The sequence below is a fragment of the Cryptosporangium arvum DSM 44712 genome (assembly GCF_000585375.1).
In the GTDB taxonomy this organism is placed as follows: domain Bacteria; phylum Actinomycetota; class Actinomycetes; order Mycobacteriales; family Cryptosporangiaceae; genus Cryptosporangium; species Cryptosporangium arvum.
The window spans coordinates 5095126-5106792 of record NZ_KK073874.1 but is presented as its reverse complement, the minus strand read 5'-3'; the positions used below and the strand labels follow the sequence as shown (position 1 = coordinate 5106792).

Sequence of the window (11667 nt, the reverse complement as noted above, 5' to 3'; positions counted from 1 at the left end):
GACATGGCAGCCGCCGGCGATCTGAGCCGTGGCCTGCGGGTACTCGCTTGCCCGCACACCAGTCCATTGGCATGGAACAAGACCGACGCCACGACCGGCGAACCGAAACAGCACCTTGACCGTCCGGGCGTTCGAGCAAGCCGCGGATCGCCGCTAGAGTCGTGCGCTTCTGACCAGCCGACGCGGGTGCGGCGGTCCATCAACGAGCTGGGGGGCGGATGGAGCAGTGGCCACCGGGAGCACCGGCTGCGCAGAGCATCCCTGATTGGCGTGCCGCGGAGGCCAACGCGGCCCGCTGGATGCGATGGCTCGGTCATCTCGATGCGCGGGTCACGGCGGATGGGCCGGACAAGGGCTTGGATGTCATCGCCCGGGACGCGTTCGGGCAGGTGAAGCGACAGGTGGCGGGAATCGGAGCGCCCGCCTTACAGAATCTGTTCGGTGCCCGTGGCCTCCGGCAGGGCCAGCTCTACTTCTTCACCAGCAGTCACTACAGCAAACGTGCCGTCGAGTACGCCGATCACCACCAGATCGCAGCGTTCACCTTCGCCGTGGAGACCGGCCTCATCTCGCCGGCCAGCGCACGGGCCACCGTCGTCTACCGCGCGGCTCTGGAGCAAGGAAAAGCCGCCGCGCGAGAGGCGGCTGCCCGCCGAGCAGCGGCGCGCGAGGCTACCGCTCGCCGAGACGCCGAGCGTCGAGTTGCTGAGCGGAGAGCCGCTGCGCAGAAGGAAGCCCAGCGCGAAGCAGCCGCGAAGCAAGCTGCCGAGCGCGACGCCGCGCACAAAGTTGCAGCCGCACGCAGAGCTGCCGAGTGGGCAGCTACCCGCAGCCAACGGCCACTGGATCCCCAGGCCTCCGGCGCGGTCTACGCCACCGCAGCCGTGAAGGACGCGGTCGCGGCAAGCCGGGCCATCGTGACCGAGGATCCCCAGGAGGCTTACAACGGCGCTGTGGGAGCAACCGGGTGCGGGATCACGATCCTTCTACCCGTCGCACTTTGCGCCGGCGGAACAGCCCTCGTCTACGACAGTCCAACCGGACAGATCGTGGCCGCTACGGCCACCGGCCTCCTGTTCATCGTCGCTGTCACCGGGACTCGAGCAATCCGACGACGGCGTCGGACATTGCTCCGAAACCGTGCAAGAGCTCAAGGCGAGGGCAGCGGCCCGAGCATCTGAGCACCGTCGTGCGTTCGACACGGAGTTCATTGCGCCTGTTGACAGCCAATCGCGCGTATTTGGCGCCCTGGAATCCCCAACGCGACGACGACTACTTCACGATCGGTACCCAGACCGGCACCATCCGGACGGCCCTGGCCGACGAGTCCGCCGACCGCAGCGTGTCGCTGGTCATCATCGACCAGGACGACGAGCTGCTCGGCCAGGTCCGCCTCAACTCGATCATCCGCGGCGCGTTCCGATCCGCGTCGATCGGCTCTTGGGTCAGCGCCTCGCACGCCGTCCGGGGAGTCGCGACCTCAGCGGTCGCTGACACGCTCCAGTTCGCCTTCGATGAGCTGGGTCTTCACCGGGTGCGTTCGTGGCGTTGGGCCGGCGATCGAGCGGGGCGTCGTTTCGCGGGAACCTGGTGTCAGGACGGGTCCGAATCTCCGGAGACCCGATGGAAGTAGGTCAGCGGAACCCTGGCGACCGGCCCCGACGAGCACCGGACGCGGCCCATCAGTGCCGTGTACCCGGTGGAAGGCGCGTCACGAGGCATAGTCGTCCGCGATCTCGGTGGCGTAGTTCTTCCACAGCGGCGTCATGGTCTCGGCGTTGATCGGCTGCCCGGAATCGATCATCGCCTTGAAGTCGCGGAAGTACTGCACGTACAGATCCGGCGTGAACGTGTTCAGCATGACCGCGTTCTCGTCGCCGACGTTGGCGAACGTGTGCGGCGCTCCGGTGGGCACGATGACCCACGTGCCCGGCCCGGCGTCGTAATGGTCCTCGCCGACGGTGAAGCGGAACGTTCCGGCCAGCACGTAGAAACCCTCGTCGTGCTGGGCGTGGCGGTGCTGCAACGGGCTCGGGGTGCCCGGCGGAATGGTGACCTCGGCGAACCCGAGCCGGTGGTCGGTGTGCTCGCCGTTCTCCAGGATCCGGATCTGCTGCGCCCCGCTGCCGAGGATCTCACCCTCACCGGGGCGGACGATGTTGACCCGTGCCATGACGTCTCCTGACTAGTGCCGACTTCGGTGACCACCATCCTGTTCCGGGCCGGCTGTGCGCGTCTTGGTCGTCCGTGCACGGTTGTTGGTCACCAGCGCGCGGGCGGTGTAGCCGTACGTCGCCTTGAAGAGCTTGCTGAAATGGGTGGCGTCGGAGAATCCCCACCGGGCGGCCACGGCGGTGACCGTTCGTCCACCGCCGGTCAGCTCGGCCCGGCAGCGCTCCAGGCGGCGGCGACGGATCAGGGCCGCGACCGTGAGCGGCTGGTCCTCGAACAGCTTGTGCAGGCGGCGCACCGAGATGTGGTGGGCCGCGGCGATACCGGCCGGGGACAGCTCGGGATCAGCCAGCCGGGCCTCGATGTAGCCGGCGATCCGGTTGCGCAGGTGCTCGTCCGGGGCCGGTCGTCCGTCGCCCAGCCGGGCCTCCAGCGCGACCGCGATCAGCTCGATGACGGCGGCCGCCGACCGCAGCGCCTCCGCCTCGCGGAACTCGGCCGCCGATCGCGCCGACTCCCGGGCCAGCACGGAGACGAGAGCGCCCGGACCGTGGCGGCCGTCGATGCGGACGCCGACGAGCCGGTCGACGAGCGCGGGCCGGATCCGGAGCTCCCGGCGCGGGACCAGGATCGTGACGTGCGCCGCGGCGGTGCTCTCGAACCGGAGCCCCCGCGTGGGATCGAGCAGCACCAGGTCGGCAGGCCCGAGTTCGGCGTCGCCCCGACCCTGTTCGATCCGCGTCCGGCCCCGGGCCATCACCTTGATCGCCAGGTTCTCGCCGTCGGTGGCGTCGCGCTCCCGCCCGGTACAGGAGCTCTCGGGGGTGTCCAGGGAGACCAGCCGCAGCGGCCCGAGCTGACGCGTGGCGATCCGGCCGCGGAAGCCGGCCCCGGCCAACTTGTTGACGAGCGGCGGAAACCCGCTGGCGGCCAACTCGTCCTGGAACGTCTCGAGGTTGCCGATCACGGGTCAACGGTAACGGCGAGCAGGCAGCCGGCCCCGGCGTCGTCGGTCAGCGGTCGGCCGCGAGGCGGAAGCCCAGGCCGATGAAGAGCCCGCCGGTGGCGACGTCGATGCGCCGCCGGGCCGCGTGGCGTTTGCGCAGCCATCCACCGATCCGCCCGGCCAGCACCCCGACCGACCCGTCGATCAGGAACTCGATCACGATCAGCAGCACGCCGAGCACGACGAACTGGAGCCACACCCGCCCCAGCGCCGGGTCGATGAACTGCGGGAGGAACGCCAGCGTGAACGTCACCATCTTCGGGTTGAGCAGGTTGGTCACCAGCCCGTTGAGGTAGGCGCGGCGCCCCGACATCCCGGACCCGGCGGCCGGGACGTCGGTCACCCCGCCCTTGCGGCGGCGGATCAGCTGCACGCCGAGGTAGATCAGGTAGAGCCCGCCGATGACGCGGACCACCGCGAACGCCGTCGGCACCGCCGCGAACAGGGCCGCGAGCCCGACGGCGGCGAGCGCGACATGGATGGCTTCGCTGCTGGCGACCCCCGCGGTGGCCAGCAACCCGGCCCGTGGGCCGCCCTTGATGCCGCAGCCGAGCACGAACAACATGTCGGGGCCCGGGGTGATCATGGCGACGAGCGTCGTCACGACGAACAACGTGAGCAGGTGCGAGTCGATGGGCATACCCCGATCCTCACATCGCCGTGCGGAACGACCGGGCTGTTCGGCCGAGCCGGTGCACGTTCACCGCGTCGATCGGGGCGGACGCTAGCATCGGGGCGCGTACGGGTGTCCGTGCTGCGGACGAGTGAGCGGAGCCCCCGATGCTGTTTCGAGCCGCCCGGATCACCACCTGCGGGCAGCCGCCCGAGGTCACCGAGGTCCCGGCGCCCGAGCCGGCCGCCGGTGAGATCCTGGTCGACGTCGTCGCCGCGCCGATCACGCCGCTCGACCTGCTCTGCGCCTCCGGGACGTCGTACTTCGGCGCCCCGGCCACGCCCTACGTGCCCGGCGTCCAGGGGGTGGGCCGGCACGCGGGCCGGAGCGTCTGGTTCCCGACGACGGCCGGGATGGCGCCGGGCGACGGCAGCATGGCCACGGTCGTCACCGTCCCGGCGTCCGATGTGGTGGAGTTGCCCGCCGGTGCGGACCCGGTCGCGGTGGCGGCGGCCGGCCTGTCCGCGGTCGCGGCCTACGCGGCCCTGACCTGGCGGGGCGAGCTGGTCGCGGGCGAGCGGGTCGTCGTGCTCGGCGGGGGCGGCGTGGTGGGCCAGGCCGCGATCCGGTTCGCCCGGGCCGCCGGCGCGGAGTGGGTGGTCGCCGGGGCGCGCTCGGAGGCCGCGCGGCTGCGCGCCCGCGAGGCCGGCGCCGACGAGGTGGTGACCCTCGGGTCCGACGACGTCGACGAGCTGTCCTCGGCGTTCGCCGACGCCTGCCCCGGCGGCGCCGACCTCGTGCTGGACGGGTTGTTCGGCGTCCCGGCGGCCGCGGCGCTGCGGGTGCTGCGGGCCGGCGGGCGGCTGGTGAACCTGGGCAGCTCGGCCGGCGAGACCGCCCCGTTCGACTCGGCGACGATCCGCAGCCGGCAGCTGCGGATCCTCGGGTACACCAACAACGCGCTGACGCCGGACGAGCGGGCGCTGGCCGTGCGGGTGGTGGCCGATGCGGTCGTGGCCGGGACGCTGACCGTCGCGCACGAGGCCGTGCCGCTCGACGACGTCACCGACGCGTGGGAGCGCCAGGCCGCCGGGGGAGCCGAGGGCCGGATCGTCCTCACGACGTGACGGTGAGGGTCGGTGAGCCCGCTTACCGGTACCGCCTCCGCCTCCGGTCCCGGATCGGCTCAGGCGGGGGCGATGCGCGCCGATGTTCCGGGGAGCGACAGGGGGACCCGGCGGTGGCGGTACGGATGGAGGGCAGCGTCCTCTCCCGGCTGAGGACGATTTTCCTGTTCTACGCGCTGTTCACCGCCGCGGTCGGCACCGCGGCGACCCTCGGCGCCCCGCACGGCAGCCGGGGCCTGCGCGTCGGCATCGCGATCGCGCTCGTCGCGCTGATGGCGCACTGGCTGGTGGGCTGGAGCCGGGACCGCTTCCCGGCCGGGCTCGAACCGCTGGAATGGGTGGTGCTCGCGGCGCCCGGACTGGTGGTGGAGTCGGTCGCGGAGAACGGCGGGTACTTCGGGGCCCTGCTGTTCCGCAGCTACTACGGCACGAGGCGCCAGTTCTGGTGCCGTCTCGCCCTCGTGCAGATCGTCCCGGCCACCCGGCTGGTCGTCGGGATGGTCGAGCAGCGCCCGATCACGCCGACCGAGTACGTCGCCGTGGTGCTGTTCGGTCTGCTCGTGCCGCCGATGGCCTGGTTCCTGCGCGGCATCGGGGAGCAGAACGGCCGGCTGATCGCCCGGGAGCGGGCCCAGCTCGCCGGGGCCGAGCGCCTCTCGGCGGCTACCGACCGCCGGACCGTGTACGAGGTCGCGACGGCCACCGCGACGGACCTCACCGGGGGTGACGCCCGGGTGCTGCTGGCGCTGCACGACGCCGCGGGCCCGCTGCGCATCGTCGAGACCGGCGGCCGCGTCACCGCGCCGCCCGATCTCGTCGCGCGGGTCGGCGGGCCGCACGTCGACTACCTCGGCCCCGCCGACCACGCCCGGCTCCGCGCGGCGTCCGGCCTGCCCCCGGTGCCCGGCGGCCTGCTCGTCGTCCCGATCACCGCGGCCGGACGACACCTCGGGCTGCTCGGCGTCTCCGGGCGCGTGAAACCGCCCACCACCAGCCTCGTCGCGTGGGGCTCCCGGGTGGCCGAGGCGCTGCGCCGGGTCGACCTCAACGCCGAGTTGACGTTCCGGGCCTACCACGACCCGCTGACGACGCTCGCGAACCGCGCGCTGCTGGAGTCGCGGCTCGAGCAGGCGCTCGGGGAGCGGCGCACCGCCGGGCAGGTCGCGCTGCTGCTCCTCGACCTCGACGGCTTCAAGCAGGTCAACGACGTCCACGGGCACCCGGCCGGCGACGAGCTGCTGCGCGCCATCGCCGGGCGGCTGCAGCGGTGCGTGCGCGAGACCGACACGGTGGCCCGGCTCGGCGGCGACGAGTTCGCGATCCTGCTCTCCGGCGTCGACGACCCGGAGCTCGTGTCGACGACCGCGGACCGGGTCGTCGCGGCCGTCCGCGAGCCGATCGAGGTCGAGGGGCGCACGGTCACGGTCGGGGTGAGCGTCGGCGTCGCGGTCGCCGAGCCGGGGGGAACGGCGGGTGTCCGGGAGCTCATCCGGGCCGGTGACCAGGCCATGTACCGGCGCAAAGCGACCCGGGCCGGCGGCTGGGAACGCTACGAGGCCGGGCTGCGCCGGTAGCGGCCGGGGGAGACCCCGACCGTGCGGGCGAACGCGTGGCTGAACGAGCTCTCCGAGGCGTACCCGAGCTCGGCGGCCAGCGCCGCGACCGTCGTGTCGGTCTCGCGCAGTGCGCGCTCGGCCAGCCGGATGCGCCAGCGCGTCAGGTAGGCCACCGGCGGCCGGCCGGAGGCCGCCCGGAAGCGGGTCGCGAACCGCGTCCGGGACATCGCCGACGCCCGGGCCAGCTCGTCCAGGCTCCAGGACCGGGCCGGCTCGGCGTGCATGAGCGTCAGCGCGGGACGCAGCTCGGGGTCGGCGAGCAGCGTGAGCCACCCCGGGCGAGTGGCCGCGCCCCGCGTGAGCACCGCGCGCAGCACGGCCACGAGCAGCAGCTGCGCGTACTGGTCGGAGGCGAAACCGGCGCCCAGCCGGCCGGCCGAGCGCTCCTCGAGCAGCTGTTCGAGCAGGCGTAACACCTGGTCGGCGTCGGTCAGCACGGTGAGCTGCGGTAACACCGCGAGCAGCAGCTCGTCACCGCTGCGGTCGAGGTCGATGTGCCCGCCGATGACGACGGTGGAGCCGGGGCCGGCGTCGGCCAGCGCACCGAGCCGGGCGTCGGGTTCCTCGACCGGCGGAAGAGCCGGGTCGCTGCAGAGGACGAACGATTCGGCGCGGTTGAACACCGCGACGTTGCCCTGGGTGAGGCGCTGGGGCGCGTGGGAGTCGGTGACCAGCCAGCAACTGCCCCGGACCAGGCCCTTGAGCTTGAGCGTCGCGGTCGGCCGGAAACGGGCCGACCAGTTCCCGGACGCCTGGAAACCGCCGGTGATCACGCAGCGGGCCCGGACGAGCTCGAGCGCGTCGGAGAGGGGGTCGGCGGTCACCCGTGAACTCTCGCGCAAGTTTTGGGGACTCGCAAGCATTCATAGTTCCGGCTTGGGTGGGCACTGTTAGGGCATGGACTATCGCCAACTAGGTAACTCCGGCCTGCGGGTCTCGACGCTGACCATGGGCACGATGACGTTCGGCGGCTCCGGTGGGTTCTCCGCCATCGGCAACACCGACGTCGAATCCGCCTCCCGGCAGTTCGACCTCTGCCGTGACCACGGCGTGAACCTCATCGACACGGCGAACATGTACTCCGCCGGGGTCTCCGAGGAGATCGTCGGCGAGGCGCTGAAGGGACACCGCGACGCGTGGCTGCTGGCCACCAAGGTGCGGTTCCCGATGGGCGAGGGCCCCAACGACGCCGGGCTGAGCCGGCACCACATCCTCAACGAGGCCGAGGCCAGCCTCCGGCGGCTGCAGACCGACCACATCGACCTCTACCAGCTGCACGAGTGGGACGGCCAGACGCGGCTGGAGGAGACGCTCGGCGCCCTCGAGACGCTCGTCCAGCAGGGCAAGGTCCGCTACGTCGGGGTCAGCAACTACACCGGCTGGCAGCTGCTCAAGGCGCTGGGCATCGCCGAGCGCGACCGGCTGCCCCGTTTCGCCAGCGAGCAGATCTACTACTCGCTGCACGGCCGGGAGGCCGAGAACGAGCTTCTCCCGGCGGCCGTCGACCAGGGCCTCGGGGTGCTGGTGTGGAGCCCGCTGGCCGGGGGCCTGCTGTCGGGCAAGTACACCCGCGGGGCGGACGGGCAGGTCGAGGGGCCGAAGGGGTCGCGTCACATCGGTGAGTGGAGCGAGCCGCCGATCGACTACCCCGACCGGTTGTTCGCCACCATCGACGTCGTGCGCAAGATCGCCGACGACCGGGGCGTGTCCGGGGCGCAGGTGTCGCTGGCCTGGCTGCTCACGCGCCCGGCGGTCACGTCGCTGATCGTCGGCGCGCGCACCGAGGAGCAGCTCACCGACAACCTCGCCGCGGCTGAGCTGACGCTCTCCGCCGACGAGATCGCGGCGCTGGAGAAGGCCAGCCGGCCGCCGCTGCTCTACCCGTACTGGCACCAGCACGCCGCGGCCAAGGACCGGCTCAGCCCGGCCGACCGCGTCCTCCTGGACCAGTACGACGACTGAGCCCGGCGAGTCACCCTCCGCCCCGGGCGGAGGGTGACGCTACCGTGGCGCGATGCGTCTGTTTGCCGCATTCCTCACGTTCGTACTCGTGTTGCTGACGCCGGGCGCGGCGTCCGCCGCCCCGGACCCGGTCGTGGACGCGACGGCCGAGACGCAGCCGGTGGGGCACTCGGCGTCGGCCGCCCTCGACGTCGCGCTCTGGCGGGATCCGGACCGGCCGCGGCGCTCGCTGCTGATCGGCACCGATCAGAAAGGTCCATTGGAGACCTACGACCTGTCCGGCCGGCGCCTCCAGCGCGTCGACGCGGTCTACCCGACCGGGGTGGACGTCCGCGGTGACGTCGTGGTCGCGACCTCGGGACACGGCTTGAAGGTGTTCACGGTCGACCGGCCGTCCCGGCGGCTGGTGTTCCGCTCCGCGATCCCGACCGGCGTCACCCCGTACGGCGTGTGCCTCTACCGCTCCGGCGGCCTGTACGCGTTCGCCACGTCGGTCGGCGGGCGGGTCGAACAGTGGCGGCTCACCGTGCGCGGCACGAAGGTCACCGCGCAGGCCGTCCGGGCCTGGAAGGTCGGCACCCGGCTCGACACCTGCGTCGCCGACGACCGGGAGCGCGCGCTCTACGTCAGCGAACGACGCTTCGGGATCTCGCGGTACCGAGCCGACCCCGGCGCGGGTCTGCGCCGGGTCGTGATCGACCGCGCGAAGACCCGCTGGGGTGGCCGGGACGGCAAGGTCACCGCCGACCTCGAAGGACTCGCGATCGCCGGGAACCGCCTCTACGCGACCTCACAGGGCAGCTCGGACTTCGTCACCTACGACCGGGTGAGCAACCGGTACACCGGCCGGTTCCGGGTCGGCAGCGGCCGCCGGGTGGACGGCTGCCAGGACACCGTCGGGATCGAGGCCACGGCGAGTTCGCTGGGGCCCCGCTTCCCGCACGGCGTCTTCGTCTGCCACGACGGTTACAACCAGGACGGCGCGACCGTCGAACGGGAGAACTTCAAACTGCTTCCGCTCCGTCGATGACCGCGAGCGCGTCGATCTCGACCAGCAGGTCCTCGCGGGGCAGGCCCACGATCACCGTGGTGCGTGCGGGGCGCACCCCCGAGGGGATCCGCTCGCTCAGGAACTGGTCGTAGGCCTCGTTCATCAGGCCGAAGTGATCCCGGTCGACGAGGTACACCCGCAGCATCACGACGTCGCCGACGCTCGCTCCGCCGGCCGTCAGGATCGCCTCGATGTTGCGGAGCGTCTGCAGCGTCTGCTGCGCGACGTCGCCCGGGCCGTGCAGTTCGCCGGTGGCCGGGTCGGTCGCGATCTGACCGGAGACCTGCACGACCCGGCCCGCCCGGACGCCCTGCGGGAACAGGGGCAGCGGCGGGGGAGCCTGGTCGGTGGCGATGGCGGTGCGGGTGCTCATGGAACTCCTATCGGTATCCGCAGTCGCGCGAGATGTCGGCGACCGCGTTCATCAGGGCGGGGGCGAGTGCGAGGACGTCCTCGTAGGGGAGCAGCACGTCGGGGACCGAGATCGAGACCGCGGCGAGGATCCGCCCGTCCGCGCCACGGATCGGGGCGCCGACGCAGTTGATGAACGTCTCGTTCTCGGCGTGGTCCTCCGACCAGCCGCGCTCGGCCGTGCGGGCGATCTCGGCGCGGAGCTCGGCCGGGCCGGCCGGGGTGTTCCCGGTGTACCGCACGTACGGCAGGGCCTCGACGAGCTCGTCGCGCTCGGCCGCGTCGAGCCCGCTGAGCAGCACCTTGCCGACCGCGGTGCTGTGCAGCGCCGCGGTCTTCCCGATCCGCGACGCCATCCGCACCGGCATCTCGCGCGGCTCGAGTTTGTCCACGTAGACCGCGGTGGTGCCGTCGAGCACCGCGAGGTGGACGGTCTGCGCGGTCTCGTCGCGCAGCGCCTTCAGCCGGTTCGCGGCCACCACCCGGACCTCGAACGAATCCAGCGCCTGGTGCGCCAGGCGGAACAGGTGCGGGCCGAGCCGGTACCGGTGCTCGCCGTCGTGGTGCACGAAGCCCTCGTCCTCGAGGACACGCAGCAACCGCAGCACCGTGCTCTTGTGGACACCCTCGGCCGCGGCGAGCTCGCCCAGCGTGCTGGTGCCGCTCGCGACCCGGTCGAGCAGCGACAGGGCGCGCGCCACCGACTGGCTCATCGGACGAGATCCTTCCAAGCGGGCAGCGTGACCGGTCGGTCCTCCCGGACGACAAGCGCGGCCGCGGCGCAGCGGTGCCCGAGCACCACGGCGGAGCGGACGTCCAGGTCGAACCAGCACCCGGCGAGGTAGCCGGCCGCGAACGCGTCCCCGGCTCCGACCGGCTCGAGCACGTCGACGTCGAGCGCGGGCACGTGCATGGTTTCCGCACCGAGCACGAGCACCCCGTGCTCCTCCTGTTTGAGCAGGATGCGCCGGGCGCCGGGCAGGGCCTCGCGCAGCACGTCGGGCTCGGCGCGGCCGAAGACACGCACCGCCTCGTCCGCGCCGAGCAGGACCTCGTCGGCGGCGGCCAGCAACCGGCGCAGGGCACCGTCGTCGCGGTCCCGCCAGAGCGCCGGGCGGTAGTTGAGGTCGACGGTCAGCCGGGGGCAGAACGCCGGTAACGCGTCGCAGAACGCCGCCGCGTCGTCGGAGAGGCCCGGGGTGATGCCGCTGACGTGCACGCTGTGCGCGTCGGCCAGCGCCTGCCGGACGGCGGGACGGCGCAGGTACGCGGGAGAGAGCGCGGACGCGGCGGAGCCGTCCCGGTAGTAGAGCATCGCCGAGCGGCGGGAGCCGTCGCTCGCGGTGCCGGGCGCCTTGACGTACATCCCGGTCGGCCGGGCGGGGTCGAAGTCGACCGCGGTGACGTCTACGCCGGCGCCGGTGGCCACCGCGGCGACGTGCCGGCCGAAACCGTCGTCGCCGAGGCGGGAGAGCCAGGCCGTGGGCACGCCGAGCCCGGCCAGCGTCAGCGCCACGTTGAGTTCGGCGCCGCCGACCGTGCGCACGAACGTGTCCGCGTCGCGCAGCGGGACGTCACGGGCCGGGGTGAGCACGGCCATCGCCTCGCCGACGCAGACGATTCGCCGCGTTGAACCCGTTGCCCCCAGCATGCGGCGATGCTAGAACAGTGCGGACCAATTGTGCAACGCCCATTGCGTCCTGCGCAAC

General features: G+C 72.5%; 13 protein-coding genes. 6 read left to right on the top strand and 7 right to left on the bottom strand.

Features of this window, described 5'->3' with window-relative positions; translation table 11 throughout:
• Positions 1 to 218 precede the first annotated feature (218 nt).
• Together CRYAR_RS45955 and CRYAR_RS48170 are read left to right on the top strand one after the other, a co-directional pair.
• Entirely contained in the window at positions 219 to 1181 is a 963-nt protein-coding gene (locus CRYAR_RS45955; protein WP_084700858.1) for a restriction endonuclease, read from the top strand.
• A gap of 38 nt (positions 1182 to 1219) precedes the next feature.
• Complete coding sequence (locus tag CRYAR_RS48170) at positions 1220 to 1633, top strand: GNAT family N-acetyltransferase (protein ID WP_169745077.1); 414 nt, start codon at positions 1220 to 1222, stop codon at positions 1631 to 1633.
• A gap of 78 nt (positions 1634 to 1711) precedes the next feature.
• Here CRYAR_RS48170 and CRYAR_RS23030 read toward each other — a convergent pair whose 3' ends face one another.
• From CRYAR_RS23030 to CRYAR_RS23020, 3 genes are read right to left on the bottom strand one after another with little or no spacing between them, the layout of a single operon-like run.
• Complete coding sequence (locus CRYAR_RS23030) at positions 1712 to 2173, bottom strand: cupin domain-containing protein (protein WP_035855157.1); 462 nt, start codon at positions 2171 to 2173, stop codon at positions 1712 to 1714.
• A gap of 12 nt (positions 2174 to 2185) precedes the next feature.
• On the bottom strand, positions 2186 to 3139 hold the full coding sequence (locus tag CRYAR_RS23025) for a helix-turn-helix domain-containing protein (protein WP_035855155.1): 954 nt from the start codon (positions 3137 to 3139) through the stop codon (positions 2186 to 2188).
• A gap of 46 nt (positions 3140 to 3185) precedes the next feature.
• Positions 3186 to 3818 (bottom strand): LysE family translocator, encoded by a 633-nt coding sequence (locus CRYAR_RS23020; RefSeq protein WP_035855154.1) that lies wholly within the window; start codon positions 3816 to 3818, stop codon positions 3186 to 3188.
• A gap of 140 nt (positions 3819 to 3958) precedes the next feature.
• Here CRYAR_RS23020 and CRYAR_RS23015 point away from each other — a divergent pair, with 140 nt between their 5' ends.
• Positions 3959 to 4918 (top strand): quinone oxidoreductase family protein, encoded by a 960-nt coding sequence (locus CRYAR_RS23015; protein WP_051570827.1) that lies wholly within the window; start codon positions 3959 to 3961, stop codon positions 4916 to 4918.
• 113 nt (positions 4919 to 5031) lie between these two features.
• Positions 5032 to 6492, top strand: coding sequence for a GGDEF domain-containing protein (locus CRYAR_RS43475; protein ID WP_051570826.1), 1461 nt, complete (start codon positions 5032 to 5034; stop codon positions 6490 to 6492).
• Here the strand turns inward: CRYAR_RS43475 and CRYAR_RS23005 are convergent.
• Positions 6468 to 7358: an AraC family transcriptional regulator gene (locus CRYAR_RS23005; protein WP_035855151.1), complete on the bottom strand. Its 891-nt coding sequence runs from the start codon at positions 7356 to 7358 to the stop codon at positions 6468 to 6470. The genes CRYAR_RS43475 and CRYAR_RS23005 overlap by 25 nt on opposite strands.
• Positions 7359 to 7431: 73 nt before the next feature.
• On the opposite strand from CRYAR_RS23005, the gene CRYAR_RS23000 reads away from it, so the two are divergent.
• The gene (locus CRYAR_RS23000; protein ID WP_035855149.1) at positions 7432 to 8496 is read left to right on the top strand and encodes an aldo/keto reductase; all 1065 of its coding nucleotides are present in this window, start codon (positions 7432 to 7434) and stop codon (positions 8494 to 8496) included.
• Positions 8497 to 8548: 52 nt separating this feature from the next.
• A complete protein-coding gene (locus CRYAR_RS22995; protein ID WP_084700854.1) occupies positions 8549 to 9526 on the top strand; it encodes a phytase in 978 nt (325 codons plus the stop codon).
• Here CRYAR_RS22995 and CRYAR_RS22990 read toward each other — a convergent pair.
• The 3 genes from CRYAR_RS22990 to CRYAR_RS22980 are packed head-to-tail and all read right to left on the bottom strand — an operon-like array spanning position 9501 to position 11609.
• On the bottom strand, positions 9501 to 9920 hold the full coding sequence (locus CRYAR_RS22990) for a RidA family protein (RefSeq protein ID WP_035855147.1): 420 nt from the start codon (positions 9918 to 9920) through the stop codon (positions 9501 to 9503). The two genes, CRYAR_RS22995 and CRYAR_RS22990, sit on opposite strands and share 26 nt — an antisense overlap.
• A gap of 7 nt (positions 9921 to 9927) precedes the next feature.
• Complete coding sequence (locus CRYAR_RS22985) at positions 9928 to 10671, bottom strand: IclR family transcriptional regulator (protein WP_035855144.1); 744 nt, start codon at positions 10669 to 10671, stop codon at positions 9928 to 9930.
• Complete coding sequence (locus CRYAR_RS22980; protein ID WP_035865929.1) at positions 10668 to 11609, bottom strand: sugar kinase; 942 nt, start codon at positions 11607 to 11609, stop codon at positions 10668 to 10670. Before CRYAR_RS22980 ends, CRYAR_RS22985 begins: the two co-directional genes overlap by 4 nt.
• Positions 11610 to 11667 lie beyond the last annotated feature (58 nt).